The organism is Bradyrhizobium sp. SZCCHNR1098, from assembly GCF_032489375.1.
Classification (GTDB): Bacteria; Pseudomonadota; Alphaproteobacteria; order Rhizobiales; family Xanthobacteraceae; genus Bradyrhizobium.
In genome coordinates this window covers 60,959-87,303 of sequence record NZ_JAUEXY010000003.1, presented here as the reverse complement: position 1 = coordinate 87,303, position 26,345 = coordinate 60,959, and the positions used below count along the sequence as shown (strand labels likewise).

The 26,345-nt window shown below is 65.2% G+C and carries 23 protein-coding genes; 9 read left to right on the top strand and 14 right to left on the bottom strand.

Annotated elements, in window-relative coordinates:
* The first annotated feature begins 99 nt into the window (after nucleotides 1-99).
* Nucleotides 100-1,014, top strand: a complete 915-nt coding sequence (locus QX135_RS08550) for an SDR family oxidoreductase (RefSeq protein ID WP_315737265.1) — start codon at nucleotides 100-102, stop codon at nucleotides 1,012-1,014.
* 124 nt (nucleotides 1,015-1,138) lie between these two features.
* A complete protein-coding gene (locus QX135_RS08545; RefSeq protein WP_315737264.1) occupies nucleotides 1,139-2,254 on the top strand; it encodes an SMP-30/gluconolactonase/LRE family protein in 1,116 nt (371 codons plus the stop codon).
* 933 nt (nucleotides 2,255-3,187) lie between these two features.
* On the opposite strand, the gene ppc is transcribed toward QX135_RS08545, so the two are convergent.
* From ppc to QX135_RS08530, 3 genes are all read right to left on the bottom strand, one after another.
* The gene (ppc, locus tag QX135_RS08540) at nucleotides 3,188-5,971 is read right to left on the bottom strand and encodes a phosphoenolpyruvate carboxylase (RefSeq protein WP_316176652.1); all 2,784 of its coding nucleotides are present in this window, start codon (nucleotides 5,969-5,971) and stop codon (nucleotides 3,188-3,190) included.
* 138 nt (nucleotides 5,972-6,109) lie between these two features.
* A complete protein-coding gene (locus QX135_RS08535; RefSeq protein WP_316176653.1) occupies nucleotides 6,110-7,654 on the bottom strand; it encodes an acyl-CoA synthetase in 1,545 nt (514 codons plus the stop codon).
* 177 nt (nucleotides 7,655-7,831) lie between these two features.
* Entirely contained in the window at nucleotides 7,832-8,641 is an 810-nt protein-coding gene (locus QX135_RS08530) for a crotonase/enoyl-CoA hydratase family protein (protein ID WP_316176654.1), read from the bottom strand.
* Between the two features lie 102 nt (nucleotides 8,642-8,743).
* Here QX135_RS08530 and QX135_RS08525 point away from each other — a divergent pair, with 102 nt between their 5' ends.
* On the top strand, nucleotides 8,744-9,619 hold the full coding sequence (locus QX135_RS08525) for an SDR family oxidoreductase (protein WP_006613814.1): 876 nt from the start codon (nucleotides 8,744-8,746) through the stop codon (nucleotides 9,617-9,619).
* A 132-nt stretch (nucleotides 9,620-9,751) separates the two neighbouring features.
* Nucleotides 9,752-11,332: a fatty acid--CoA ligase gene (locus tag QX135_RS08520; protein ID WP_316176655.1), complete on the top strand. Its 1,581-nt coding sequence runs from the start codon at nucleotides 9,752-9,754 to the stop codon at nucleotides 11,330-11,332.
* Between the two features lie 182 nt (nucleotides 11,333-11,514).
* Here the strand turns inward: QX135_RS08520 and QX135_RS08515 are convergent, their stop codons facing one another.
* Complete coding sequence (locus QX135_RS08515) at nucleotides 11,515-12,789, bottom strand: acyl-CoA dehydrogenase family protein (RefSeq protein WP_316176656.1); 1,275 nt, start codon at nucleotides 12,787-12,789, stop codon at nucleotides 11,515-11,517.
* A gap of 166 nt (nucleotides 12,790-12,955) precedes the next feature.
* Between QX135_RS08515 and QX135_RS08510 the strand changes: the two genes are divergently transcribed.
* Nucleotides 12,956-13,735: an enoyl-CoA hydratase-related protein gene (locus QX135_RS08510; RefSeq protein WP_315737258.1), complete on the top strand. Its 780-nt coding sequence runs from the start codon at nucleotides 12,956-12,958 to the stop codon at nucleotides 13,733-13,735.
* A 148-nt stretch (nucleotides 13,736-13,883) separates the two neighbouring features.
* Here QX135_RS08510 and QX135_RS08505 read toward each other — a convergent pair whose 3' ends face one another.
* From QX135_RS08505 to QX135_RS08495, 3 genes are read right to left on the bottom strand one after another with little or no spacing between them, the layout of a single operon-like run.
* The gene (locus QX135_RS08505) at nucleotides 13,884-14,270 is read right to left on the bottom strand and encodes a DUF6285 domain-containing protein (protein WP_316176657.1); all 387 of its coding nucleotides are present in this window, start codon (nucleotides 14,268-14,270) and stop codon (nucleotides 13,884-13,886) included.
* Nucleotides 14,270-15,259: a phosphotransferase family protein gene (locus QX135_RS08500; RefSeq protein ID WP_315776457.1), complete on the bottom strand. Its 990-nt coding sequence runs from the start codon at nucleotides 15,257-15,259 to the stop codon at nucleotides 14,270-14,272. The genes QX135_RS08505 and QX135_RS08500 overlap by 1 nt, the downstream gene beginning before the upstream one ends.
* Nucleotides 15,256-16,050: an enoyl-CoA hydratase/isomerase gene (locus QX135_RS08495; protein ID WP_315737255.1), complete on the bottom strand. Its 795-nt coding sequence runs from the start codon at nucleotides 16,048-16,050 to the stop codon at nucleotides 15,256-15,258. The genes QX135_RS08500 and QX135_RS08495 overlap by 4 nt, the downstream gene beginning before the upstream one ends.
* Nucleotides 16,051-16,228: 178 nt before the next feature.
* Here QX135_RS08495 and QX135_RS08490 point away from each other — a divergent pair, with 178 nt between their 5' ends.
* Nucleotides 16,229-17,008, top strand: coding sequence for an SDR family oxidoreductase (locus QX135_RS08490; protein ID WP_315737254.1), 780 nt, complete (start codon nucleotides 16,229-16,231; stop codon nucleotides 17,006-17,008).
* A gap of 165 nt (nucleotides 17,009-17,173) precedes the next feature.
* A complete protein-coding gene (locus tag QX135_RS08485; RefSeq protein ID WP_315737253.1) occupies nucleotides 17,174-18,007 on the top strand; it encodes an alpha/beta hydrolase in 834 nt (277 codons plus the stop codon).
* Between the two features lie 78 nt (nucleotides 18,008-18,085).
* Here QX135_RS08485 and QX135_RS08480 read toward each other — a convergent pair whose 3' ends face one another.
* Nucleotides 18,086-18,376 carry a hypothetical protein gene (locus QX135_RS08480; RefSeq protein ID WP_315737252.1) on the bottom strand — a complete coding sequence of 97 codons (291 nt, stop codon included), beginning with the start codon at nucleotides 18,374-18,376 and terminating at the stop codon, nucleotides 18,086-18,088.
* A gap of 181 nt (nucleotides 18,377-18,557) precedes the next feature.
* On the opposite strand from QX135_RS08480, the gene QX135_RS08475 reads away from it, so the two are divergent.
* On the top strand, nucleotides 18,558-19,169 hold the full coding sequence (locus QX135_RS08475; protein ID WP_316176658.1) for a flavin reductase family protein: 612 nt from the start codon (nucleotides 18,558-18,560) through the stop codon (nucleotides 19,167-19,169).
* A 26-nt stretch (nucleotides 19,170-19,195) separates the two neighbouring features.
* Here QX135_RS08475 and QX135_RS08470 read toward each other — a convergent pair whose 3' ends face one another.
* The 3 genes from QX135_RS08470 to yghU form a co-directional block, all read right to left on the bottom strand.
* On the bottom strand, nucleotides 19,196-19,519 hold the full coding sequence (locus QX135_RS08470) for a cytochrome c (RefSeq protein ID WP_316176659.1): 324 nt from the start codon (nucleotides 19,517-19,519) through the stop codon (nucleotides 19,196-19,198).
* Between the two features lie 11 nt (nucleotides 19,520-19,530).
* Nucleotides 19,531-20,730, bottom strand: a complete 1,200-nt coding sequence (locus QX135_RS08465; RefSeq protein WP_315757766.1) for a molybdopterin-dependent oxidoreductase — start codon at nucleotides 20,728-20,730, stop codon at nucleotides 19,531-19,533.
* Nucleotides 20,731-21,074: 344 nt separating this feature from the next.
* Entirely contained in the window at nucleotides 21,075-21,995 is a 921-nt protein-coding gene (yghU, locus tag QX135_RS08460; protein ID WP_410053222.1) for a glutathione-dependent disulfide-bond oxidoreductase, read from the bottom strand.
* 134 nt (nucleotides 21,996-22,129) lie between these two features.
* Between yghU and QX135_RS08455 the strand changes: the two genes are divergently transcribed.
* The gene (locus QX135_RS08455; protein ID WP_316234027.1) at nucleotides 22,130-23,641 is read left to right on the top strand and encodes an acetyl-CoA acetyltransferase; all 1,512 of its coding nucleotides are present in this window, start codon (nucleotides 22,130-22,132) and stop codon (nucleotides 23,639-23,641) included.
* Between the two features lie 15 nt (nucleotides 23,642-23,656).
* Here the strand turns inward: QX135_RS08455 and QX135_RS08450 are convergent, their stop codons facing one another.
* The 3 genes from QX135_RS08450 to QX135_RS08440 all read right to left on the bottom strand — a co-directional run bounded on the left by QX135_RS08450 (nucleotide 23,657) and on the right by QX135_RS08440 (nucleotide 26,226).
* Nucleotides 23,657-24,001 (bottom strand): antibiotic biosynthesis monooxygenase, encoded by a 345-nt coding sequence (locus tag QX135_RS08450; RefSeq protein WP_315779625.1) that lies wholly within the window; start codon nucleotides 23,999-24,001, stop codon nucleotides 23,657-23,659.
* Nucleotides 24,002-24,114: 113 nt separating this feature from the next.
* Nucleotides 24,115-25,221 carry a J domain-containing protein gene (locus QX135_RS08445; protein WP_316234026.1) on the bottom strand — a complete coding sequence of 369 codons (1,107 nt, stop codon included), beginning with the start codon at nucleotides 25,219-25,221 and terminating at the stop codon, nucleotides 24,115-24,117.
* Nucleotides 25,222-25,260: 39 nt separating this feature from the next.
* The gene (locus QX135_RS08440; RefSeq protein WP_315737244.1) at nucleotides 25,261-26,226 is read right to left on the bottom strand and encodes an MBL fold metallo-hydrolase; all 966 of its coding nucleotides are present in this window, start codon (nucleotides 26,224-26,226) and stop codon (nucleotides 25,261-25,263) included.
* Nucleotides 26,227-26,345: the final 119 nt, after the last annotated feature.

Sequence of the window (26,345 nt, the reverse complement as noted above, 5' to 3'; positions counted from 1 at the left end):
TTCCGGGGCGCGCGAAAGCGCGAACCCGGAATCTCGAGATTCCGGGTCTGGTGCTGCGCACCAGCCCGGAATGACGGGGCAAAACAAGGAGACCTCCCCATGACCAAATCGCTCCAGGACAAAGTCATCATCGTCACCGGCGCCGGCCGCGGCATCGGCCGCGAGATCGCGCTGCTGTGCGCCGCCGAAGGCGCCAAGGTCGTGGTCAACGATCCCGGCGTCGCCTCCGACGGCTCGGGCACCAGCGCAGCGCCGGCGGAGGAAGTGGTCGAGGAAATCAAGAAGCGCGGCGGCACGGCGGTGGCGAATTTCGAGAGCGTGTCCGAAGCGATCCCGGCCAGCAAGATCGTGAAGGCCGCGACCGACCACTTCGGCAAGCTCGACGGCGTGGTCAACAATGCCGGCATCCTGCGCGACATGATCTTCCACAAGATGAGCATCGAGGCGTTCGAGGCCGTCATCAAGGTCCACCTGATGGGCTCGTTCTATGTCGCTCACTCCGCCGCGCGGCTGTTCCGCGAGCAGGAGAGCGGCTCCTTCGTCCATTTCACCTCGACCTCAGGCCTGATCGGCAATTATGGCCAGGCCAACTACGCCGCGGCAAAGCTCGGCATCGTCGGCCTGTCGAAGTCGATCGCGCTCGACATGGGCCGCTTCAACGTGCGCTCCAATTGCGTCTCGCCGTTTGCCTGGAGCCGCATGATCGGCACCATCCCGGCGGAGACCGAGGCCGAGAAGGAACGCGTCGAACGCATGAAGCGGATGGGGCCCGAGAAGATCGCGCCCGTCGTCGCCTATCTGCTCGGCGATGCCTCGAAAGACGTCACCGGCCAGATCTTCGCCGTTCGCATGAACGAGATCTTCCTGATGAGCCAGTCGCGCCCATTACGCTCGGTGCACCGCGGCGAAGGCTGGACGCCGCAGACCATTGCGGAGCATGGCATGCCGGCACTGAAGCCGTCGTTCTACAAGCTCGATCGTTCCGCCGACGTGTTCGGCTGGGACCCGATCTGAGATTTGCAGCGCCAAAATCCGCTTGCAGCGCACACCATCTCAAGTTGTTTTTTGTCTAAACGACCCGCGCGCCGCCATGATTTCGTCGTATGGTCGCCTCCCAACAAAAGTCGGGAGGACATAGATGACGAATGCACGACACGACATCACGCAGGATTCGCCGGCCGGAACTGACGGCTTCGACCGGCGCATGCTCCTCAAGGGCGTCGCCGGCTTTGCCGCGGCGGCAGCGGCAGTCTCGCCGGCCGGTGCCCGCGATTTCGGACCGGGCGCGCAGCCGCAACGCTATCCGGATCCCGACATCGTTGTGATCGACGAGAAGCGCTTCAAGGCCAAGGTTGGCAACACCACGATCAAGCGTCTGTTCACCGGCTGCCTGTGGGCGGAAGGTCCGGCCTGGAACGCGCAGGCGCAGTATCTGGTCTGGAGCGACATCCCGAACAACCGACAACTGCGCTATCTCGACGACGACGGCCACATCTCCCAGCAGTTCCGCAAGCCATCGAACGAATCGAACGGCAACACCTTCGATTATGAAGGGCGGCAGATCACGGCCGAGCGGACCCGCCTCGTCCGCTTCGAGCACAACGGCTCGGTCACCGTTCTCGCGGAGAAGGCGAACGACAAGCCCCTCAACGGCCCGAACGACATGGTCGTCAATCCCAGCGACCAGTCGATCTGGTTCACCGATCCCGGCTACGGCTCGATCAACCTGTATGAAGGGCAGAACGCCCGCAACGGCTCCAATCAGCCGTTCCAGAAGGAAGCCGTCTACCGCGTCGATGCGCAGTCCGGCGCGATCACCAAGGTCGCGGACGAGCCGTTCAAGCCGAACGGCATCGCCTTCAGCCACGACTACAAGAAGCTCTACGTCTGCGACACCGGCATCACGCACTATCCGAACGCCAAGAACGTGATCTGGCAGTACGACGTCAATGGCGACAAGCTGGCGAACCCGAAGGCGTTCATCGACATGACGCTCGACGGCAAGTCGGGCTTCGCGGACGGGCTGCGGGTCGACATCGACGGCAACATCTGGGTCGGCGCCGGCTGGGTCGGCGAAGGCTATGACGGCGTCCACATCTTCGCGCCGGATGGCGTCCGCATCGGCCAGATCAAGCTGCCGGAGATCTGCGCCAATGTCTGCTTCGGCGGCAAGAAGCGCAATCGCCTGTTCATGACCGCGAGCCAATCGCTCTATGCGGTCTATGTGGAGACGCAGGGCGCGCATATCTGTTAGGCCGGAAAACCGCCCTTGCTACGAGGCGTCCCTGCGAAAGCGGGGATGCCTCGTCAACGATGGGGCCACACTCACACTGCCGTCCCGGACAGGCGCGCGGTACGCGCGCGCAGATCCGGGACCCATAACCCCAGGGAGACGTGCGAGGCACGATGGTCGATCCTCCTCGCCCAGCCACATCTGCCTGCGGCTCCGGGTCCGAATCAAGACCGGGACCCGACGAACGGACGCACCTCGCCTTCTGAAACGAATAAATCGTTTGCTATTTTTCGGAAATCATGTTCTTCTCTCGCCATCCCGCCTCATGCAAGGGGCGTAGCGCGCGATCGTCACGACACGCGAGGCGGGGATGCGATGGCCGCGGTTGAGCCGCAGCGTGTCCCTGGATGCGCGGACGAACGGCTTTGCCGCGGACGTGAAATCGCGTGGTCCTGGCGCCCCGAAGCAGGCGTCAAGTCCGTGGTGATGCCCAGCGCATCGCGCGGGCGACGGTGTCTACGAGCCGGCACACCGGGGAGATCGCGTATAAGCGTGAAGACATCGCGCGGGGAATGCCGGATGTTCGGCTGAACCTGTGGTGACTGCCGCCTGCTTTCTTTTCTGCAGGCGGGCCATGGGTGAGGCCTTCACCCGGCATTCCCCGCGCCCTTGCACGCTCGTGAGGGACATGTTCGCTGCATGCACTCGGGCGCGAAACGCCGCGAGGACGAGATCGTATGTCATTTGCTGCTTGAGCCGCAAATCAGTCGCACCACCGCTGTCGTCCCGGGCAAGCCACGATGCGCGCAGCGCGTCGTGGCGCCGACCCGGGACCCATACGCCGCGGCGGCCGTGATAGGCGAAGGTCGACAACGCATTCGCTCCAAACTGCTCCCTGGGGTTATGGGTCCCGGCGTTCGCCGGGACGACAGAGAGTCTGTGGTTACAGCCGAGCTATCCCGTATTTCTCAACCCCGCCGAGATGCCGTTGATCGTCAGCTGAATCCCGCGCAGCACCTGCTCGTCCGGGTTCTGCGCGCGGTGCTCCTTGAGAAGCTCGACCTGCACGTGGTTGAGTGGATCGAGATACGGAAAGCGGTTGCGCACCGAGCGCTCCAGCAGCGGATTGCCCTGCAGCAAGCGCTCCTGTCCCATGATATCGAGCAACGTCTCGATCACCAGATTCCATTCGCGCCGGATGCGGCCAAAAATCTTTTCGCGCAGGGCCTCGTCCGGGACCAGCTCGGCATAGCGCGAGGCGATGGCGATCGAGCTTTTCGCGAGCACCATGTCCATGTTCGAGAGCAGCATGCGGAAGAACGGCCATTCCTGATAAAGCTCGCGCAGGAATGGCATGCCCTGCTCCGGATTTTCCGCGATCCAGGTCTCGACCGCGCTGCCGAAGCCGTACCAGCCCGGCAGCATCAGCCGGCACTGCGCCCAGGAGAACACCCAGGGGATCGCACGCAGGTCCTCGATGGCGCGAGTTTTCTTGCGCGAGGCCGGGCGGCTGCCGATGTTGAGGGTGGCGATCTCGTTGATAACCGTCGAGGCCCAGAAATATTCGACGAAGCCGTCGGTTTCGTAGACGAGGCCCCGATAGGCCTTGAAGGCGAGCTCCGAGAGCCGGTCCATCGCAGTGAGATATTCGCGCTTCGGCGCCGGCTGCCGCGGATGCAGCAGGCTGGCCTCGAGCGTCGCGGCGGCGAGAATTTCCAGATTGTTACGTCCGACCTCGGCGTTGGAATATTTGCTGGAGATGATCTCGCCCTGCTCGGTGATGCGGATCTGGCCGTTCACCGCGCCGCCGGGCTGGGCGATGATGGCGTCGTAGCTCGGACCGCCGCCGCGGCCGACCGATCCGCCGCGGCCATGGAACAGCCTGAGCCGGATGCCATGGCGTTCGAAGATGTCGACCAGGCCGATCTCGGCCTTGTAGAGCTCCCAGCCCGAGGTGACGAAGCCGCCGTCCTTGTTGCTGTCGGAATAGCCGAGCATGACCTCCTGCACGGCGCCGCGGCTGTCGACCAGGCGGCGGTAATCGTGCAGCGCCAGCATGCGGTCCATGATGGCGCTGGAGGCCTGCAAATCCTCGATCGTCTCGAACAGCGGCACGATGTTGACGGCGCAGCGGCCCGATGGATCGATCAGGCCGACCTCCTTGAGCAGCAGCGCCACCTCGAGCATGTCGGACATGCCCTTGCACATCGAGATGATGCACTGGGGGATCACGTCGGCGCCGAAGGTCGCGTGCGCCTCGGCAGCGGCGCGGAACAGCGCGAGCTCGCCGACGGTCTCATCGCTGTACTTGACGAATTGCGATACAAGCGGCCTGGCGTTGCGCAGCTCGCTGACAAGCAGGCCGACCCGCGCATCCTCGCTCAGCGCCATATAGGACATGCCGGGCATCGCGGTGTCGATCAGCTCGGCGACGGTGCGCTCGTGCACCGCCGAATTCTGGCGGATGTCGAGCCGGGCCAGATGGAAGCCGAAGCAATCCAGGGCACGCCGCAGCAGCCGCAGCCGCCCGCGGGCGATCACCTCGGCATTGTTGGCGATCAGCGAGTGATGCAGCACGTCGAGATCATCCTGCATCTGCTTGACGCTGTCGTAAGGCGCCACCGCCGCCACGGGAAGGCGGCTGATCGGGATACCGAGCTTCTTCGCCGTCGCCGCCAAGCGCGCATAGATGCCGGACACCGCCAGGCGATATGGCTCGCCGTGACGATGCGGCGACGTGTCCGGCGAGCGCTCGGCCAGCGCACGCAGCTCCTCGGAGACATCGGCGAGATGCGCGGCGATGGACAGCTCGCTGCCGAGCAGGTGCAGTTCCTCGAGATAGTAGTGCAGCGCCAGGCTGGATTGCAGCTTGAGCGTTCCGCGCATCACCTCGGCGGTGACGAACGGATTGCCGTCGCGATCGCCGCCGATCCAGCTCCCCATGCGCAGGAACGAGGCGAGATCGCCCGCCACCTCCCCTCCGTCATTGAGCCGATCCTCGAGCGAGCACAGCAGACGCGGCACCTCACGCAGAAACGTGTAGTCGTAGAACGACAGCCCGTTGGTGACCTCGTCGAGCACCGTCAGCTTGGTCCGGCGCAGCAGATTGGTCTGCCACAAGGTCAGCACGGCGCGGCGCAGCGCCTCGTCATTGGCCTCGCGCTCATCCGGCGTCAGCTGCATCCGCTCGCGGCGGTCGAGCAGCATCGCGATCTCCATCTCGCGATCCATCGTGCTCTTGCGCCGCACCTCTGTCGGGTGCGCGGTCAGGACCGGGCTGACCAGCGCCGTCGAGAAGAACTTGCGCAGATCGGAAGCCTCGAACCCGGCGGATTTGGCGTGAGCGAGCGTCGCCGCCAGCATGCCGGCCCCGCCATTGGAATCGCTCTTGGCACGCATGCGCCGGATGTTGTTCTGGTCCTCGGCAATGTTGGCGAGGTGAGAGAAATAGCTGAAGGCGCGGACGATGCGGACGGTCTCAGCCGTCGTCATGCCGTCGAGGATCTGCTCCAGCTCGCGCCGCGCCTGGCGGTCTTCGTCGCGGTGGAAGCGCACCGATGTCTGGCGGATGCGCTCGACGAGGTCGAACAATTCGGCGCCCTCCTGGTCGCGGACCGTATCGCCGAGGATGCGGCCGAGCAGCCGGATATCGTCCCGCAGCCGCGCATCCTCCTCCATGGCCTGCGCCTCGGCAGCGCGGTTGGGACGGATTTCCTCTGTCATGGTTTGCGGCGACATGGATGCGCTCTCCAGCAGCTGCCCATTTACGGGTCAGTCTGCCGTATCTATACCGCAGCGCAAGATCAAGAAAGAGGCGTCGCCTGCCCTATTCAATGCTCACGTGACGTCTTCTCATCGCTGAGAGCCGCCAATCGATCAGATCTTTCGCCCTGCCTGCGCCCAATAGGGGTCGCGCAGCCGCCGCTTGAAGATCTTGCCGGAATCCTCACGAGGCAATTTGTCCTGGATTTCGATGTGCTTGGGCACCTTGTAGTCGGCCAGCGAAGCCCTGAGCCGGTGTCTGATCTCGCCGGTGTCCAGCACGACGCCGGGCTGCGGCTCGACCACGGCCATCAGGGCTTCCCCGAACTCGGCATCGGGAATGCCAAATACCGCGCAATCGTGCACGCCGGGCACGGCATGCAATACGGCTTCGATCTCGGCCGGATAAATGTTGACGCCGCCGGAGATCACCATGTCGCGCTTGCGGTCGCACAGGAAGACGTAGCCCTCGGCATCGATGTAGCCGACATCGCCCGAGGTGATGAAGCCGTCGCGGTCGATCTCGGCAAGCTTCTCCGGCTTGTTGTGATAGGTAAAATCCGGATTGCCCGCGATGCGCGAATAGATCTCGCCAACCTCGCCCTGCGGCAGGATGCGGCCGTCCTCGCCGAGGAAACGAAGCTCGGCGCCCGGCGAGACCTTGCCGACGGTGCCTGGCTTCCTCAGCGCGTCCTCCGAGGTTGCGAAGGTGACGGCGCCGGATTCGGTCGAGCCGTAGAACTCGTAGATGACCGGCCCCCACCAGTCGATCATCGCGCGCTTGACGTCGGCCGGGCACGGCGCGGCAGCGTGAATGACATGGCGCAGCGACGATACGTCGTAGCGGCGGCGAACCTCCTCCGGCAGCTTCATCAGCCGGATGAACATGGTCGGCACCATGAAGATCGTATCAATCCGCTCTGTCTGGATGATGCCGAGAAATTCTTCCGGCTCGAAGCGCGGCATCAGCACCAGCGCGCCGCCGAGACGTCCGGCACGCAGGCCGAACGCATTCGGGGCAGAATGATACAGCGGCCCCGGCAAGAGCGCGCGCGAGCCCGGCTTCAAGCCGTAGATCAGCGCTCGCATGCGCTCGGCCGAAGCCGCCTGCTCGACCGTCGGCGCATTGCGGCGCACGCCCTTGGGATGACCGGTCGTGCCGGAGGTGTAGATCATGTTCTGCGGCTGCGGCACCTGCGGCCCCTCGTAAGGACCCTGTTGCATGAGCCAGCTTTCCAGGTCGGTCGCGAACTCCGGTGTTGCGAGCAGATCCGCGCCGATCTTGTAGTTGGACAGGATCTCCGGCGGCGTCGGCACGCTGAGCACGGTGCCTCCGGGTGGAATCAGGCCGCGAAGCTGATGCAACAGATCGGCGTGACCGATCAGCACCTTGGTCGCGGAGTCCTTGAGGATGTAGTCGATCTCCTCCGGTTTGAAGTGCCAGTTCACCGGCACGCCATAGGCGCCGAGCCGCATCGCGCCATAGGCGGCCTCGATGAAGGCGATGTCGTTGCGCATGAGAATGCAGACGCAATCGCCCTGGCCCACGCCGAGCTTCGCGAGGCCGCTGGCGATCCGCGCGGCGCGGTCGGCGATTTCGGCGTGGCTGCGCCGGCGCTCGCCGGAGATGATGCCGCAGAACAGGGAGGACGTTTCCATTTTCTTTGTTATCCGATCTGGCGTCGGTTTGAGTTTCGGCCGTCATTCCGGGGCGATGCGCCGCGACAAAACGGCGGAGCCGTCTTGCGCGGAGCATCGAACTCAGGTGCGCAGTTGCGCACCGGAGAATCTCGAGATTCCGGGCCTGCTCCTTCGGAGCATCCCGGAATGACGGACTCAGTCCGCAAACCTCGGCGCGCGCTTCTCGATGTTGGCGCGCACCGATTCGAGCTGGTTCGGACTGCCGATCAGCTTCTGCTGCTCGACCGATTCGGCGAGCAGCGCCGGCCCCGGATCGACCGAGAGATTGTTCAGCATCCGCTTGGCGGCGCGGATCGCATCCGGATTCTTGCCGGCGATCTCACGCGCGGTCTCCAGCGCAGCCGCGCGCGGATCGGCGCAGATGCGGGTAACGAGGCCGTAGGACTGGCCTTCCTCCGGCGAGAACACCCGGCCCGTGTAGGTCAACTCGCGCAGGATGTCGTCGCGCATCAGGGTCGCCAGGATCGGCGTGCCCGCCATGTCGGGCACCAGACCCCACTTGATCTCCATGATCGACATCTTGGTGTCCGGCGCGACGTAGCGCATGTCCGCGCCGAGCGCGAGCTGGAAGCCGCCGCCATAGGCGACGCCATGCACTGCAGCAATCACCGGCACCGGCAGCTGCCGCCAGCCCCAGACAGCCTGCTGGGCGAAATTCGCCTTGCCGTGGGTGCGAATGGTGAGGTCGCGCGTCTCGCCGCCGGGTATGCCGTTGCCGCCGGACTCCTTCATCGCGGCGAAGCGGCCCATGTCGAGGCCCGCGCAGAAGGCACGCCCCTCGCCGGACAGCACCACCGCCCGCAGTCCCTTCTCCTTCGACAGCCGCTCGGTCGCCGCGACCAGCGCCTCGAACATCTCCATGTCCAACGCATTCATCTTGTCGGCGCGAACCAGGCGAACGTCGGCGACGCCGTCCTTGATCTCGATCGCGAGGCGGTTGTCCATCGAGCGGTCTCCCTACGGATGTCTTTGTGACTTTACAGAAGGCTGTCGGAGCGATTTAGTCAATCGACCAATTAACTCACAACATGTCAGGCGGAAACTCCCATGTTCAAGGACAATCTCCTCGAAGGTCGACGCATTCTGGTGACCGGCGGCGGCACGGGCCTTGGCAAGGCGATGGCCGCGCGCTTCCTGCAGCTCGGCGCCGAGGTGCATATTTGCGGCCGGCGGAAAATCGTCTGCGACGAGACCGCGACCGAACTGATGGATCTCTACGGCGGCCGCGTGACCAGCCACGGTGTCGACATCCGCAATGCCATGGCGGTGGAGGAAATGATCGAGGCCATCTTCCAGGAAGGCGGCCTCACCGATCTCATCAACAACGCGGCCGGCAACTTCATCTCCCGCACCGAGGAATTGAGCCCGCGCGGCTTCGATGCCGTCGCCAACATCGTGATGCACGGCACGTTCTACGTGACGCATGCCGTCGGCAAGCGCTGGATCGCTGCGAAGCAGCCGGGCAACGTCGTGTCGATCACGGTGACGTGGGTGCGCAACGGCTCGCCCTATGTGGTGCCATCGGCGATGAGCAAGTCGGCGATCCACGCCATGACGATGTCGCTCGCGACTGAATGGGGCCGCTATGGCATCCGCCTCAACACCATCGCGCCCGGCGAAATCCCGACCGAAGGCATGAGCAAGCGCATCAAGCCCGGCGACGAGGCCGGCGCGCGGACCAAGGCGATGAACCCGATGGGTCGCGTCGGCACCATGGAGGAGCTGCAGAACCTCGCGGTGTTCCTGATCTCCGGCGGCTGCAACTGGATCAACGGCGAGACCATCGCGATGGACGGCGCCCAGGCGCTGGCGATGGGCGGCAACTTCTATCAGTTGCGCGACTGGAGCGACGACGACTGGACCAAGGCCAAGGAGTCGATCAAGGCGCAGAACGAGAAGGACCGCGCGACGCGCACGAGCTGACGGCCGAATCGCCCGGTTGATCGGCGACGTGCGCCCTGTAGACTGATCGAGAGATGCTTGCTCCGGCGCGATCCGGGGCGAGGACCACGACAAGACATCAAACAAAGAACAAGACGCAATCGGAGGGGAAACATGTCCGTCTCGACGGCATCGTCGACGCTCGTCGACGTCGTGCGCGACAGAGCGCAAACGCTGGGCTCCGCCACCGCCTATGAGTTCGAGGGGCGCATCACCAGCTTCGCCGCGTTCGACCGCAAGACCAACCAGGTCGCCAACGCGCTGAAGGCGCTTGGCGTCAAGCCGCACGAGCGGATCGCCTATTTCGGCAAGAACAGCGACATCTATTTTGAGCTGCTCGTCGGCGCCATGAAGGCCAACGTCGTCATGGCGCCGGTGAACTGGCGCCTCGCCGGTCCCGAGGTCGCCTTCATCGTCGAGGACTGCAAGGCCCCTGCACTGTTCGTCGGACCGGAATTCACTACGATGATCCGCAACATCCGCGACCAGATCCCGAGCGTGCGGCACATCATCACCACCGAGGGCGGCGCGCCGGAATGGCAGGACTACACGGCTTGGCGCGACGCGCAGAGCGCGGATGATCCGGGCGTTCCGATCACGCCGCAGGACATCGCGCTGCAGCTCTACACCTCCGGCACCACCGGCAAGCCGAAAGGCGCGATGCTGTCGCACGCCAACTTCCTCAACCTCGTCAACACCGGCAATCCCGAGGAGAAACCGGACTGGAACAAATGGTCGACCGACGACGTCTCGCTGATCGCGATGCCGATCTTCCACATCGGCGGCTCCGGCTGGGGCCTGATGAGCCTCTATCACGGCGCCCGCGGCGTGATCGCCCGTGAGTTCGATCCGACTAGGATCCTCGACTTCTTCGAGCAGTCCGGCATCACCAAGCTGTTCATGGTGCCGGCGGCGATGCAGTTCGTGGTGCGGCAGCCGCGCGCGCGGCAGGTCGATTTCTCCCGCCTGAAATACATGCTCTACGGCGCCTCGCCAATCCCGGCCGCGCTGCTCAAGGAATGCATCGACGTGTTCAAATGCGGCTTCGTGCAGATGTATGGCATGACCGAGACCACCGGCACCATCATCGCGCTGCCGCCCGAGGACCATGTCGAGGGACTGGAGCGCATGCGCTCCGCCGGCAAGCCGTTGCCCGGCGTCGAGGTCGCGATCATCGATCCCCTCGGCAATCCGCTGGCGCCGCGGCAGGTCGGCGAGATCGCGACGCGCTCGGGCTCCAACATGACCGGCTACTGGAACCTGCCGGAGGCGACCGCACGCACGCTCGGCAAGGACGGCTGGCTGCGCACGGGTGATGCCGGCTACATGGACGAGGACGGCTACGTCTACATTCACGACCGCATCAAGGACATGATCATCTCCGGCGGCGAGAACATCTATCCGGCCGAGGTCGAGAGCGCGATCTGCGATCATCCCGATGTCGCCGAGGCCGCGGTGATCGGGATTCCCGACGACAAATGGGGCGAGGCCGTCAAGGCGATCGTCGTGATGAAGCCTGGCACGCGCGCCACCGAGACCGACATCATCAATTTCACCCGCACGCGCATCGCCGGTTTCAAGACGCCGAAGAGCGTCGACTTCCTCGACGCCCTGCCGCGCAACCCCTCCGGCAAGATCCTGCGAAGGAATCTGCGCGCCCCCTATTGGGCGGGCAAGGATCGGCAGGTCAATTGAGTGCACGCACCGCCATCCTAGATCGCTTCGCTTGCGCTCGCGATGACGCCGTGGAGAGAGTGCGCGCTCCCTCTCCGCCGTCATTTGCGAGGCGCCTTGCGCCGAAGCAATCCAGGGCTCCGGAGACGACGCTCGATTGCATCAATTGCGCTTGCGACAGGGCCCTGCCGCTCAACAGCGTGTCACCGCTTGTTCACCCCCATGTAGCCGAACAGGAAGCCGGCGACCTTCCGCATCTGGATCTCCTCGCTGCCCTCGGTGATGCGGTAGCGGCGGTGGTGGCGGTAGATGTGCTCGAACGGCTTGTGGCGCGAATAGCCCATGCCGCCATGGACCTGTATGGCGCGGTCGGCCGCCTCGCAGCACAGACGGTTAGCCCAGTAGTTGCACATCGAGACCTTGTCCGAGAGTGTGTGCTCGACCTGGGCCTGGGTGAGCTGGTCCATCTCCCAGGCGGTCTTGCGGATCAGCAGCCGCAGCATCTCGGCCTGCGTCGCCAGCTCGACCAGCGGCCACTGAATCGCCTGGTTCTCGGCCAGCGCCTTCCCGAACGGTTTGCGCTCACGCGCGTAGTTCACGCTCTCATTGATGCAGAATACGGCCGCACCGAGCGAGCTCGCCGCCTGCCGGATGCGGTTCTCGTGGACGAAGCATTGCGCCAGCGACAGGCCGCGCCCGACCTCGCCGAACTGCGCATCCTCCGGCACGAACACGTCGGTGAAGCTGACGCGCGGATGATCGGTCGGCATGTTGAAGGTCCAGAGATACTCCTCGACCTTCACACCCTCGGTCTTGGCCGGCACCAGAAAGCAGGTGATGCCGCGCGCGTCACCATCATTGTCCGAGGTGCGCGCGAACAGTGCACAGTGGGTGGCGACGTGCATGCCCGTCGTCCACATCTTCTCGCCGTTGATCAGCCAGCCCTTGATGTTGTCGCGGGTGGCCGGAACGGCCTTGGTTTCCATGTGGGTCGCGTCCGAGCCGTGATGCGGCTCGGTGAGACCGAACGTGATGCGGTACTTGCCGGTGATCGAGCCGTCGATCATCGCCTTCTGGTCGTCGCGGCCGTACCGGTCGAGCATGGTGACGATCGGCAGATTGCCGACGATCGAGTGCTCGTTCTGCAGGTCGTTGTGCAGGCCGAGGCCCTTGGAGGCGAAATGCTCGCGGATCACGGCCATCCAGAGGTTGGACCCGTCCTTGCCGCCATAGCGCTTCGGAATTGCAAAGCGCAGATGGCCGGCCGCATCGGCACGATCCTTGGCCTTGCGCAGCAGTTGCTCCCATTCATGCCGCGGCAGGCCGCCATTCTCGAAATCGGTGCGCGCCCATTCGCGGCGATGATCGAAGAAGCGGATGTTGTCGTCGGCCTGCTCCAGCGGCTTGATCTCGGCGGCGATGAAGCGATCGAGCTCGTCGAGATAGGCGACCAATTCCTTCGGCAAGGAAAAATCCACGGCGTGTCTCCCAGTGTGTTTCGTTGTTGTTGTTGATCCTGGTCGGCGCGACCTCCCGTCGCGTGCTTGTGGCGCGCAGCGCCGTTGCGTATTTGGATGACTGCAACACCTGCGCAGGCGCTAAGCTGATGCGCGACAGCCAATCAGAAGACAGGAGGAACAGCCGATGGAGCTGAAGTTTTCGAGAGTGACGCGCAAGGGGCCGATCACGATCGTCACCCTGGCGCGCCCCGAGGTCTACAACGCCCTGCACATCGAGGCGCATCATGAACTCGAGCGCGTGTTCGACGCCTTCGCCGCCGATCCCGAGCAGTGGGTCGCGATCGTCACCGGTGAGGGCGACAAGGCGTTCTGCGCCGGCAACGACCTGAAATGGCAGGCGGCCGGCGGCGCCCGCGGTTGGGGTAAGAGCGGCTTCGCGGGGCTCACCTCCCGCTTCGATTGCGACAAGCCGATCATCGCCGCCGTCAACGGCGTCGCAATGGGCGGCGGCTTCGAGATCGCGCTCGCCTGCGACCTGATCATCGCCTCCGAGAATGCGACCTTCGCGTTGCCCGAGCCGCGCGTCGGCCTCGCCGCGCTCGCCGGCGGCCTGCAGCGGCTGCCGCGCCAGATCGGCATGAAGCGCGCGATGGGCATGATCCTCACCGGTCGACATGTCGGCGCCCGCGAAGGCCATGAGCTCGGCTTCGTCAATGAGGTGGTGCCGCAAGGCGAGGCGCTGGCGGCGGCGGAGCGATGGGCCGAGACGATCGCCAAGAACTCGCCGATGTCGATCCGCGCCTCCAAGCAGGCGATCGAGAAGGGCCTTGCGGTCTCGCTGGAGCAGGCCATCACCGAGCAGCGCGACTACCCGGCGGTGCAGGCGATGATCCATTCGCAGGACTACATCGAGGGACCGAAGGCGTTCTCGGAGAAGCGGCCGCCGAGGTGGCTCGGGCGGTGAGTTATCCGATACTTCGCATGCTCTGGGCCTGATCGCGCCGGGTTGTCTCCGCTCCGTCATGGCCGGGCTTGACCCGGCCATCCACGTCTCGCAGCAGACTCGTGAAGAGATGGATGCCCGGGTCAAACCCGGGCATGACGCCGGTGGGTTAGGAGCCATCGGTGCTCCTCCCAGCTTCGCGCTTGTAGGACGCGTAGTTCGGCTGATCGACGGCGAGCTTGGCGAGAGTGGTCCGCCAGAGGTGCTGCTTCAGGCCCGGTGTCTGGAGACCAACGGCGCCGCTGGCGATCTGAGCCGTGAGCGCTCGATTGAGTTCGAGTAAATCACCATCCTGTCCCAGCAATTCTCTCAACCGCGCATGCTCCGCCTCTTCTGCCGCAGCCGCCTGTGTCAGCTGTCGCACCACGAGATCGAGCGCGTTGATGCCCACGCGCAGCTTGAACGCCTGGTGCCCCGAGATCAGCGGCGCGATGTCGTTGCGCAGGAAGTCGGCGACGGATTGCACCAGCTCGGTCGGCGTCGGCTCGTCCTGCATCAGCCCTCTCCCCTCGGCGCAAGCAATCGCAACAGATCGATCTCGGTCTCCGACGCGCGGCGGCCGATCATGGCGCGCTCCATCGAATGGTCGGGACCGATGCGAAAACGCTGCATCATGCCGCAGCACATCACGCCCCAGCGCAGCGTGCCCATGACCTCCCAGAACTTCACTCTATCAGCGTCGACCTTGCGGCCCCCGCCCTCGTAGCCCGCGAACAGCTCCTCACGCGATCCGAAGCCGCCGACCGGCTTGTCGATCTCGCCGAAGCGCCAGGAGTTGACGCAGATCCAGCCGAGATCCTCCATGGGATCGCCGAGATGGGCGAGCTCCCAGTCGAGCACGGCGCGCACGCCATCGCGGCCGATGATGAGATTGCCATTGCGGAAATCACCGTGCACCAGCGTGATCTCGGCCGGGGGACCGGGATCGTTCTGCGACAGCCAGCGCAGGGCCAGATCGAACACCGGGCGCGGCCAGTCGAAGCTTTGATATTCCCGTGCGAGCTCCGCGATCTCCTTGGTCGCGGTCATCCCGCGCAACGCGGGCAGCGTCTCGCGTCGAATCCCGTGGATGCCAGCGGCGATGCCGCCCAGCTGGCGCGCGAGGCGCGGCCGCGCCTCGGCGAATTCGGCATCACGCAGGATCTTGCGTGCGATGGTCTCGCCCTCGACGCGGCGCATGATGAAACCGGCGCCGAGATCGTCCTCCGGCCGCAGCACGTGCAGGACCTCGGGCGACGGCACGCCGGCGGCATAAGCGAGCCGCATCAGCGCCGCCTCGTTGTCGAGCCCGGCGGCACGCCCGGGCGCGGCGCCGTAGCCTTTCGGCGAGCGACGCAGAATGGCGCCGACCTCACCGACGGGATGGACGATGTCGAAGCGCCATGTCTCCTGGCTGGCGCCGCCGGAGAGTCTTGCGGCGCCGCTCACACCGGTCGCCCCCGGCATGAACGAGGCGACGCAGCGGGACAGCTCGGTCTCGATCATTGGCCCTTGAACTTCGCCGGGCGCTTTTCGAGGAACGCGGTGACGCCTTCCTTGAAATCCGAAGTGCTGCCTGCGACGCGCTGCGACTGAAATTCCGCGTTGAGCTGCTCCTCGAAAGAGTTCTCCGGGCTGTCCCAATACAGCTGGCGGATCTGCGCCAGCGCCACCGTCGGCCCGTTGGCGAGCTCGTGCGCGAGCTTCATCGTCTCCTCCTTCAGGACCGCATCGTCATAGACGCGGTTGACGAGGCCCCATTGCAGCGCCGTCTCGGCCGGCAGCTTCTCGCCCAGCAGCGACAGCTCGATCGCGCGGGCCTTGCCGACGAGGCGCGGCAACAGCCAGGTCGAGCCGCAATCAGGCACCAGTCCGATGCGGCGGAAGGCCTGCAGAAAGTAGGCGGACTTCGCGCACAGGATCATGTCGCCCATCAGCGCGAAGCTCATGCCGGCGCCGGCGGCCGGGCCATTCACCGAGGTCACGATCGGGCAATGCAGATTGCGCAAGCGGCGCAGAAACGGATGGAAGGCGGTCTCGAGCGCGGCGCCGGCATTGCTGCGGCCGGGCTTGGCCTGCGCATTGCGGCCCTGCAGGTTGGCGCCGGTGCAGAACGCGCGGCCGGCGCCCGTCACGACGAGGCAACGCACCGCAGCCTTCTTCTCCTCGATCTCGTCGAGCGCTTCGGCCAACCCGCCGAGCATGTCGATCGAGACCGCGTTCATCACCTCCTGATGATCGAGCGTGAGGATGGCGACGGGCCCGTCGAAATCGAGCGTGACGTGCTTGTACTGCATGGTTTCCTCTCAAGAGCTTTTCGGTCGCTGCATTCTTCGCGGCGGAAATTCGAAGCGCAGCCCGGTTCGGTCAGCATATTTGATTTTTGCGCCTCGCTTGTCCATGGTTGCATCATCCAAATAACCGAAGCGACGCGCAGCGCGCTCACATCATCACGGAAACGCCCGAGAGAACCCCATGACCATGTTCGACCTCACCGGCCGTGTGGCCGTCGTCACCGGCGGCAATGGAGGCATAGGCCTCGGAATCGCCCAGGCACTTGCGTCCAGTGGCTGCAACGTCTCGATCTGGGGCCGCAACGCCGAGAAGAACAAGGCTGCTGCGGCGTCGATGGCCGCCGGGCCCGGCAAGGTCGACACCCGTATCTGCGACGTGACCAGCGCCGCTTCCGTCAACGAGGCGATGAAGGCCACGCTCGACACGTTCGGCCGCGTCGACGGCTGCTTTGCCAATGCCGGCATCGGCGGCGGTGGCCGCAAGCCGTTCATCGAGCGCAGCGAGGAGGAATGGCGCACGATGTTCGCAACCAATCTCGACGGCGTGTTCCATGCGTTCCAGGCTGCCGCGAGGCACATGACCGCGCGCGCCGAAGCCGGTGACGCGTTCGGCCGGCTGGTTGCCACCTCGAGCCTGGCCTCGCTGTTCGGCACCGCGCGCAACGAGCACTATGCCGGGACCAAAGCCGCGCTGAATGCGCTGTGCCGCGCGCTCGCGGTGGAGCTGGCGCGCTATGGCGTCACCGCGAATGCCATCCTGCCTGGCTGGATCAAGAGCGACATGACCGCGGGCATCATGGGCAACGAGAAGTTCGTCGCCAACGTCATGCCGCGTATCCCGGTGCGCCGCTTCGGCGAGCCGTCGGATTTCGGCGGCATCGCCGTCTACCTCATGAGCAAGGCGTCCTCCTATCACACCGCCGACTGCTTCGTGATCGACGGCGGCTATACCGCATTCTGATCCCTCGCAGCGGGTGGTGAGCCGGTGCGCCGGCTCACCAGAGGGGGATTGTTCCGTGCTGCGCTCCAAGATTTCCGAAATTTAATCCGCCTCTGGCTGCCACGCCCCCGTGACGCCGGCGTTGTCACCCATCACATAACGGAGAGAATTTCCAGGAAGGATGCCATGAAGCGCGGTGTGACGGTTTTGGCCTGTGTGTCTGCCCTGGCTGTGGCCGGCTACTTTGCGATGGCAAAGTGGGGCATCCAGCACGAGAGCCGCGAGTTCTTCGATGCCGCGCGGCAGCGGTCGATCAATGTCGATGTCGCGGTACGCAAGGACTACGAGATGAAGGCCAATGCCGGGCTGTGGCGGCTGCCCGTGGCCATCATCAGCAACGGCAACACCGTGAAGAACACCGAGTACTCGTTCCTCGCGAACGTGTTCGCCGCGCGCGGCTACCTCGTCGCCAGCGTCCAGCAGGACCTGCCGACCGATCCGCCGCTCGTCACCAAGGTCGGGATGCCATATGTCGGCCGGCTCGACGTCTACCAGAAGGGCGAGGCCAACATCCTCTGCGTGCTGAACGAGATGAAGAAGCGTCATCCGAATGCCGACTACGATCACCTGACCCTGGTCGGCCACTCCAATGGCGGCGACACCGCGATGTATTTCGCCAAGGAGCATCCGAACATCGTCTCGCAGGTGGTGACGCTCGACAATCTGCGCGTGCCTTTCGTCATCAGGGACAAGCTCAAGATCCTGTCGTTCCGCTCGGATGATCCGCAGTTCAAGACCGACCCCGGCGTGGTGCCGACGCATGTCGACAGGAAGAGCGGCATCGACATCATCAAGACCGAGTTCCAGCACACATGGATGAGCGACCGTGGCCCCTACACGGCGCGGGAACGGATTCAGGCGACGCTCGACAAATATCTCGGCGGCGATGCGACGAGCGAGCTGGCCCCGGCAGATACCGACAATCTGATCGTGACCAACGGGGCAGCCGCCCTTCCCTGATCTGGCAATCAGCGCGACGGCACGGCCGGCGAAATGCGAAGGGCGGCTGCGCAATCGCGCAGCCGCCCTTTGCAGACGTCAGTCCTGCGGTTTCTTGGCCGGCGGGCCGCTCTTGTTCCCCGGCATGCCCTTGATGTTCGACGGGTCCTGCGCGCTGACGTCCGGATTATGGCGGTTGATCGTGGACGAGCCCACCGTGCCGCTTCCCGTCTCAGTGCCCGGTCCGTTCTTGTTGCCCGGCGCGCCCTGGATGCCTGCTCCAGAATTCTGCGCACTCGGCGGCGGCGCGGTCTGTGGGCTGCCCTGCGCCAGCGCGGACGTGGCCGAGACGACGAATGCGCAAGCGATCAGACCGATCATTGGTTTCATGGCGCGACCTCCATTTGTCGTTGCCGTGCTGTCCGAACGTAGCGCTGGCGGAGCCGTTCCCGGGAACATCGAATTTCCGCGAAGACGGCGCTGATGTGCGCAACCCCTGCCCGCTTTATTGGCTTCCGCATCGCGTCACAGCCCACTACGGTCGGGGAACCGACGCACCAGAGGCCTCTAGATGGAATACCTCTCCACCGATCTCAGCCCGCGCGAGCGCTACAAGATCCTGACCTCCTTCGTGCTGCCGCGGCCGATCGCCTGGGTGACGACGAGAGGCGAGACCGGGATCGTCAACGCCGCGCCATTCTCGTTCTTCAACGTGCTCGGCGAGGACCCGCCGCTGTGCGTGTTCGCGATCAACCTGCGGCCCGATGGGCGGGTCAAGGACACCCTCGTCAACATCCGCCGCGGCGGCGAGTTCGTCGTCCACATCACCGACGAGCCGCTGGCGCAGGCGATGCACGAGACCGGCGGCGACTTTCCACCTGAGATCGGCGAGCCGGATCACCTCGGGCTCAAGCTTACACCGTCGCGGATGATCGGCGTTCCGCGGTTGGCGGAGGCACCGTTCGCGATGGAGTGTAAGATCTGGCAGCTCATCGACGTCAATGGCGATCGCGTGCTGGTGCTCGGCGAAGGCCTCGCTTTCCACATCCGCGACGAATTGTGGGACACCGAGAAGATGCGGGTCGAGATGGAGCTGTTCCATCCTGTCGGGCGCATGTTCGCCGACCGCTATTGCCGCACCAATGACCGGATGGATTTCCCGCCGGCGAAGGGCGCCGCCTGAGCGTTCCCGGCCGCCGGCACGGGCAGTCAGTAGGTCGCGGCGAGATAGTCGACGATCTTGCCGACATCGGCCGCGTCGATCGGGGCGCCATAGACCTTGATCATCTTGGTGACTTCGGCCTGCCAGAACTCCTTCTTGTTCTGCATCGGCGGCTGGGTCTTGATGTAGTCGGCGGAGTGACAGGCCGTGCAATTGCCCTGCACGACGGCGAGATCGGGCCCCGGCTTGAAGGCCGCCGTGTCCTGCGGAACCTGATAGTTGACCGGGGCTGCCGTGAGCGAGATGGGGCGGCCCGCCAGGCAGCCAAGTCCGACGGCCAGCGTGGCGATGAGGAAAGACGTCCGACGCATGGTGATGCTCCTCAGGCCGCGGTGACGCGGACGGTTTCAACGACGTTGCGCAGATAGCCGGCCGGATTCCAGCGCGGCGTCTCCGGCTGGGTCTCGCCGGAATTGCTCGTGGCACGCACCTTGAGATCGTGGGCCCCCGCGGCAAGCTTCACTGGCAGCTTCCACTCGCGGAAGGAATATTTTCCGAGATCCTTGCCGAGCTTGGCGTCGGTCCAGGTCTTGCCGCCGTCGGTCGAGACCGCGACCTGCTTGATTCCCGTTCCACCGTCGAATGCGAGGCCGCGCAGCATTGCCCTGCCCGCCTTGAGCTTTGCGCCGTCGGCCAGGCTGGTGATGAACGAGCGGACCGTGAAGCGGTTGATCGGGATCGTCGCTTTCGGCGTGGTTCCGGGCTCGACGGCATTGTTCGGCGTGTCCGGAATTCGATAGGCCGATTTCATCCAGAAGCCGTCAAAGACGTTGTCGATGACAGTGATCTCGTTGAGGTGCTTGACCCAATAGGTGCCGTAGTAGCCGGGCACGATCAGGCGCAGCGGAAAGCCGTTCAGGAACGGCAGATCCTCGCCGTTCATGCCGTAGGCCAGCATCACCTCGCCATCCATGGCGTGATCGAGGTCGAGCGCCTTGACGAAATCCGGCGTCTTGTCGATCACCGGGCCGTCCATGCCGCCGAAGGTGACCTGCCTGGCGCCGGCCTGAACACCCGCCATGTCGAGCACGGTCTTGAGCGGCACGCCACGCCAGCGCGCATTGCCCATGGCGCCATTGCCAAGCTGGCCGCCTGCGACGCGCGGCTCGAAGAAGCCGCGGCTGTTGCCGGAGCATTGGTTGACGGCGACGATCTCGGTCGCCTTCATCTTGCGGATGTCCTTGAGCGACAGCTTGAGCGGCTTGTCGACCTTTCCCCTGATCGCGAGCGTGAACTTGTCCGGATCGAGATCGTAAGGCAGGCCCGCCAAATGATAGCGGACGAAGAAGGCATTGTTCGGCGTGATCACGCCGTCATTGAACACCCCGAATGGCGTTTCGAGTTGCGGCGGCCGGCTGGTCAGACCGATCATCGGTCGCTTCTGCGGATATTTCACCAGCGGGCGCTCGCCATTGGCGAAGGGCAACGTCACCGTCTCCTCGGCCAGCGCACGGGTCGTGCCGAAGCTGCCCAGCAAAGCAGCCATCCCCGCTCCCTTGAGCAGATCACGTCTGTCGATCATGCAACTCCCTCCGGAGTGGTCGTTTTGAACCCGCGGTCATCACCGCCGGCTCTCATCAATCTGGCGGCATGCACGGCCGCTGCGAATTGATCGTTGCACATTCTCTCACTGCGAGAAAAGCCGTGAACGTCCGCAATCATGGCATCGCAGCGCGGCAACGGACGAGACTTCGCACGTGCAACAAGAGCAATCGTGCATCGAACCGCAGGGCGGGCAAGCGGGGCCGTCAGGCGGCGTGTGCCCACCGACGGCGCCGGCGAGGGACGACGTTGGGCACGGCGCACTCCACAGTCGTTGCACGCCGCGATGAGCTCGCCGCGCCTTTGCGCACCCTACACGCGCAACTACGTGCCCTGCCCGATCTTGTCCTGTGTCCTGGTGTCGAAGTCGCTGCCGTCGTGGCGCTCGTGGAGCTGGCTCTTTGGATCGCCGGAGACGCGGTTGACCATGCGGCCGCGCTTCACAGGGGCGCGCTGCGCGATCTGGTCGGTCCAGCGCTGAACATTCCTGTAGTCCTGCACCGAGAGGAACTCGCCGCCTTCGTAGAGCAGGCCCTTGGCGAGCGCGCCGTACCACGGCCACACCGCGATGTCGGCGATAGTGTAGTCGGGGCCGGCGAGATACTCGCTTTCGGCGAGACGACGGTCGAGTACGTCGAGCTGGCGCTTCACCTCCATCGCGAAGCGGTCGATGGCATACTCGATCTTGGTCGGCGCATAGGCATAGAAGTGGCCGAAGCCGCCGCCGAGATAGGGCGCAGCTCCCATCTGCCAGAACAGCCAGGACAGGCATTCGGCTCGCTTGGCCGGATCGGTCGGCAGGAAGGCGCCGAACTTCTCGGCCAGATACACCAGGATCGCACCGGACTCGAATACGCGGATCGGTTCGGTCCCGCTGCGATCCAGCAGCGCCGGGATCTTGGAATTGGGATTGATGGCGACGAAGCCCGAACCGAACTGATCGCCCTCGCCGATCCGGATCAGCCAGGCGTCGTATTCGGCGCCGCTGTGGCCGAGCGCCAGCAGCTCCTCGAGCATCACTGTGACCTTCACACCGTTGGGCGTTCCCAGAGAATAAAGCTGCAAGGGATGACGGCCGACAGGCAATTCCTTCTCGTGCGTCGGACCTGCGATCGGCCGGTTGATGTTGGCGAAGCGGCCGCCGCTGGCCTTGTTCCAGGTCCAGACCTTGGGCGGCACATAGCTGTTCTGTTCAGACACGGCAGACTCCGGCGTGAGCGTCAGGAGCAAGCGTTTTAGGCGCATCTGCCGTGGAGCGGAAGCCATGCTGCGCGCGGGCGCCATCAGCATTTTCTGCATTGCGCGGTCGAACCTGCGATGACAGAAAGGAGACAAGACAACAATGACGGTCCGTCACGGGCCGGCTCTTGGAAACGCCGATGACTGCAAGTACCCTGCCCCCCGACCGCATTCCCGTGATCGTCGGCGTGGGCGAGATCGTCGATCGTCCCAAGGATATCGGCGACGGTCTCGAGCCGCTGACGCTGCTCGAACAGGCGATCCGCCGTGCGGAAAATGACGCGGGCGCCAAGCTCATCCACGACATCGGCTCGCTCGACGTCGTCAACTTCCTGAGCTGGCGCTACCGCGATCCCGAGCAGCTTCTCGCGCAGCGGCTCGGCGTGACGCCGGCGCACTGCCACTATGGTCCGGTCGGCGGCGAGAGCCCGATCCGCTTTCTGCACGAGGCCGCCTTGCGCATCGCGCGCGGCGAATGCGAGGTCGCCGTGGTCTGCGGCGCCGAGGCGCAATCGACCGCGACCAAGGCCGACCGCGCCGGCGTGCCCTTGCCGTGGACGCCGTTCGCCCACGACGTCGAGGAGCCGAAGCGCGGCGCCGCGTTCCAGAAGCCGCTGGCGGTGAAGCTCGGCGTATTCCGCCCGGTCTCGGTCTATCCGTTCTACGAGGTCGCGAGCGCGGCCAAATGGGGCCAGACGCCGCGGCAGGCGCTCGCGGAATCCGGCGAGCTGTGGTCGCGCTTTTCCGCGGTTGCCGCCTACAATCCCAACGCCTGGCTGAAGCGGCACTTCGCGCCCGAGGAGATCACGACTCCGTCGGCCGACAACCGCCCGATCGCCTGGCCCTACACCAAGCTGATGGTCGCCAATCCCATGGTCAACATGGGCGCGGCGCTGATCCTGACCAGCTTGGCCAAGGCGCGTGCGGCGGGCATTGCCGACAGCCGCATGATCTATCCGCTCGGTGGCGCAGCGGCGGAGGATCCGCGCGACTACTTCACGCGCGATCAGTTCGCCGAGAGTCATCCGCAGAACGCCGTGTTGCGGGCCGCAATGAACATGGTAGGCGGCAACGGCGCGGCGTTCGACGTCATCGAGCTCTACAGCTGCTTTCCCTGCGTGCCGAAGATGGCACGGCGGATCCTCGGCCTCGGCGCCGACGTGGAGCCGACCGTCACCGGCGGGCTGACCTTCTTCGGCGCGCCGCTCAACACCTACATGACGCACGCCGCCTGCGCGATGGTGCGGCGGCTGCGCGGCGGCGCCAGGCGCGGCCTGCTGTATGGCCAGGGCGGCTTCGTCACCAAGCATCATGCGCTGGTGATCTCGCGCGAGCCGCCGTCGTCCCTGTCACAGGAGGCGAGCGTGCAGGCCGAGGCCGATCGGCATCGCGCCGCCGCGCCGGCGTTCGTCAGCGAAGCCGGCGGCGGCGGCCGGGTCGAAAGCTTCACCGCGCTGTTTGATCGCAACGGCGAGGTCGAGCATGGCGTTGCGATGCTGCGCACCGAGCAGGACACGCGCACGTTGGCGCGCGTTCCGGCGCAGGACGCAGCCACGCTGGCGCGGCTGATGGATCAGGACAGGACGCCGGTCGGCGCGCTCGGCAAGATCACGATGGCCGCCGATGGTGTGCCGGAGTGGCGGACGAATTAGTTCGCTTCCGTCGCCTCACACCTCCCGGGCGTCACGCTGCCAGCGCGCATAGGCCGTGTCCCAATCAGGATCAGGATCGCTGTCCGCCACGAAGCCGAGCGTCCTGCCGCCGCCGAGGTCGCGGAAGCCGATCATGGCGCGGCGGTGCGCGCCGCTTCTGACATAGGCGCGCATGCTGGCTTCGTCGGTCCAGACCGTCAGCGTATGATAGATGCCATTCACCTGACGAAGCTCGACGCGCAGATTCCCGGGAGCCGCACGCGCCTGGCGGACGGCGCGCAACGTGTGCCACCAGAATCGCGCCAGCCGATTGAGGCCGCGATGCGGGCGGAAGCCGGTGACGGAAACGTAAACGCTCATGGCGCGCTCCTGGATCGCAGACCGCCGCGCAATGGAACGGTCGCGCCGACGGGTGTGAGCACAACGCTGCTCGCCGTCTCCCGGATGTCGGAGCGCAGATCACGGTCCGGCGCTCAGCGCCCGCTACGCCTGGGCTTCGCGTCGGCAGGCACCGTGCCCGTGGTCTCCGCCGCCGCCGGAGGCGCGCTGTTGTCGCCGGCCAATTGCCGGTCGCGCCTGCGCGCGAGGGCCTCATCCCGCCGTGCGGCCGCGATCGCCAATTCCGGATCCAGCTTGAGGGCCTGGTTGAAGTCGGCGAGCGCGCGGTCGTAGCGCCCCTTCGCCAGCCACACCGCGCCACGGTCGCTGTACATTCCGGCATCGCTGAAGCCCATGCGCACGGCGTGGTCGAGATCGACGAGGGCCTCGTCAAGATCGCCCTTGCGCTGATGCGCGAGGCCACGATCGTGAAACAGCACCGGGTCGTTCGGATCCAGCCGGATCGCCCGCTCAAAATCGCCAAGCGCGCGGTCGATGCGGCCCATGCGGACCAGATCCCTGGCGCGATAGCGATAGAGATCGGCATTGCGGGGCGCGAGCCGGATCGCTTCGTCGAAATCAGCGACAGCGCGCTCGAGATCGCCCTGCCGGCTGCGGTCCATCCCCCGCTTCAGGAAGGATGCGGCGGTCGTCGGTGCAGCCGGGACGACCTGCTCTGCGGCTCTCGGCTCTGCCGGCGGAGACAGCCCGGGGGCCTCCGCCTCCGGAGGCGGCACCGGCAGCACGGCTCCGGTCGCGTCCTGGACGGCAGGCGCCGGGACGGTCTCACCTGCGACCTTGCGCTGCGGCCCCGATCGGGCCTGCGGTGACGGTGTCACGATCGAGCGCGTCGCCGGCCTGCTCATCCAATCACCGGAGGAGGGCAAGAGCAGAATCTCGAGGCCGATCAGGATCGCGCTGAGCACGGCGGTCGCCGCGGTGAACTGTAGGATGGCGTCCCAGCGTTCGCGGCGGACGCGGTCGCGCTCAGAAGCAAGATGGGCGTCGTATTCGGCGCGCAGGTCAGGGTCGCGCAGCACGTTGTAGGCGACGATGATCAACTTGAGCTGGTGCTCCGACGCCGGATCGGCGCCGCCCCGGAGGTCGGGATGGTGCGCCTTGGCGGCCTGGCGGAACGCCCGCTTGATCGTGTCGAGATCGGCCCGCGGCGATACGCCGAGCACCTCATAATGCGTCGTCATGGCGCGATCCCGAGCCTCTCTTCCGAGGCCGGTTCGGGATCACGCGGGGAGCAGGTCGAGCGCATAATGGGCGCCATCGCGGGTGAGCCGACCGAACGCGGCCCACGGAAAATGAGATCCACAAACCAACATCTTTTCTGCAACGATACGATCGAGCAATCTGCGCCGGCTGACCTCGGCAGCCGCGCCGTCCTGGTCATAGGCGCCGTGCCATTCGGGATGACGCAGGCACAACGCCGGCACATAGGCGGTGTCGCCCGAGATCATCAGTTGCTCCGCTCCGGAGCTGAGATGAAACGCGGTGTGCCCCGGCGTATGACCGGGGACGCTGACGAAGCGGATGCCGGGCACCACCTCGTCCTCGCCCTCGACCGGCAGCACGTTCTTCCAGCCCGGGATCACGCTCTGGATGCGGCGCGCCAGCGACTGCCGCCACGGCGGCAGCCGGCTGGTCAGAGATGCATCGGTCCAGAATTTGTATTCGGCCGCAGCCACGATGATCTCGGCGGAGGGAAACACCGGCGCGTTGGTGTCCTCGCCGAGCAGTCCGAAAATATGATCGGGATGGAAGTGCGAGATCAGGATGGTATCGATGTCCTCCGGGCGAATGCCGGCTGCTTTCAGATTGTCTAGCAGGCGGCCCGAAATGAAGATCGAGTCGGAATTGTAGCCCTGGACCTGACCGCCGCCGCCGGCATCGCACAGCACGGTCTTGCCCTTCAGCCGCACCACGAAGGTGGAGATCGGGACCGGGACGAAGGCGGGGCTCAGACCCGCAGCGCGCAGTGCTTCCTTCACGTCGCTGATGCTGGCATTGTCGATGAAGCCGGCCTCGTGCGGCTTTTCCCATACACCGTCGTAGAGGGCGATCACCTCCGCCTCGCCGATCGTGATCCGGCGATAGCCGTGCGCGGGATCCTCAGTGCGGCGGCGCGGCTTGGCGGCAACCACGGCAAGCCCCGCATCGAGACCCAAGGCGACCGCGGCCGTCGCGGCCGTTAGCACCAGGGTCCTGCGCGAAGGTCTGCTCGCAATCACATTGCCTGCCACTAAATGTACCGCTGGTTGAATAAATATCTAACACAAGTTAATCTCTGCACCTTAGCGGGATTATGGCGCCACAA

Excerpts from the sequence above, each read along its gene's own strand:
- QX135_RS08445 (WP_316234026.1), bottom strand. The coding sequence starts at position 25,221 with ATGACGACGCATTATGAGGTGCTCGGCGTATCGCCGCGGGCCGATCTC.
- ppc (WP_316176652.1), bottom strand. The coding sequence starts at position 5,971 with ATGTCGCCGCAAACCATGACAGAGGAAATCCGTCCCAACCGCGCTGCC.
- yghU (WP_410053222.1), bottom strand. The coding sequence starts at position 21,995 with ATGCGCCTAAAACGCTTGCTCCTGACGCTCACGCCGGAGTCTGCCGTG.
- QX135_RS08520 (WP_316176655.1), top strand. The coding sequence starts at position 9,752 with ATGTCCGTCTCGACGGCATCGTCGACGCTCGTCGACGTCGTGCGCGAC.
- QX135_RS08480 (WP_315737252.1), bottom strand. The coding sequence starts at position 18,376 with ATGAAACCAATGATCGGTCTGATCGCTTGCGCATTCGTCGTCTCGGCC.
- QX135_RS08550 (WP_315737265.1), top strand. The coding sequence starts at position 100 with ATGACCAAATCGCTCCAGGACAAAGTCATCATCGTCACCGGCGCCGGC.
- QX135_RS08465 (WP_315757766.1), bottom strand. The coding sequence starts at position 20,730 with ATGATCGACAGACGTGATCTGCTCAAGGGAGCGGGGATGGCTGCTTTG.
- QX135_RS08450 (WP_315779625.1), bottom strand. The coding sequence starts at position 24,001 with ATGAGCGTTTACGTTTCCGTCACCGGCTTCCGCCCGCATCGCGGCCTC.
- QX135_RS08510 (WP_315737258.1), top strand. The coding sequence starts at position 12,956 with ATGGAGCTGAAGTTTTCGAGAGTGACGCGCAAGGGGCCGATCACGATC.
- QX135_RS08500 (WP_315776457.1), bottom strand. The coding sequence starts at position 15,259 with ATGATCGAGACCGAGCTGTCCCGCTGCGTCGCCTCGTTCATGCCGGGG.
- QX135_RS08485 (WP_315737253.1), top strand. The coding sequence starts at position 17,174 with ATGAAGCGCGGTGTGACGGTTTTGGCCTGTGTGTCTGCCCTGGCTGTG.
- QX135_RS08475 (WP_316176658.1), top strand. The coding sequence starts at position 18,558 with ATGGAATACCTCTCCACCGATCTCAGCCCGCGCGAGCGCTACAAGATC.
- QX135_RS08525 (WP_006613814.1), top strand. The coding sequence starts at position 8,744 with ATGTTCAAGGACAATCTCCTCGAAGGTCGACGCATTCTGGTGACCGGC.
- QX135_RS08455 (WP_316234027.1), top strand. The coding sequence starts at position 22,130 with ATGACTGCAAGTACCCTGCCCCCCGACCGCATTCCCGTGATCGTCGGC.
- QX135_RS08545 (WP_315737264.1), top strand. The coding sequence starts at position 1,139 with ATGACGAATGCACGACACGACATCACGCAGGATTCGCCGGCCGGAACT.
- QX135_RS08535 (WP_316176653.1), bottom strand. The coding sequence starts at position 7,654 with ATGGAAACGTCCTCCCTGTTCTGCGGCATCATCTCCGGCGAGCGCCGG.
- QX135_RS08470 (WP_316176659.1), bottom strand. The coding sequence starts at position 19,519 with ATGCGTCGGACGTCTTTCCTCATCGCCACGCTGGCCGTCGGACTTGGC.
- QX135_RS08505 (WP_316176657.1), bottom strand. The coding sequence starts at position 14,270 with ATGCAGGACGAGCCGACGCCGACCGAGCTGGTGCAATCCGTCGCCGAC.
- QX135_RS08490 (WP_315737254.1), top strand. The coding sequence starts at position 16,229 with ATGACCATGTTCGACCTCACCGGCCGTGTGGCCGTCGTCACCGGCGGC.
- QX135_RS08530 (WP_316176654.1), bottom strand. The coding sequence starts at position 8,641 with ATGGACAACCGCCTCGCGATCGAGATCAAGGACGGCGTCGCCGACGTT.
- QX135_RS08495 (WP_315737255.1), bottom strand. The coding sequence starts at position 16,050 with ATGCAGTACAAGCACGTCACGCTCGATTTCGACGGGCCCGTCGCCATC.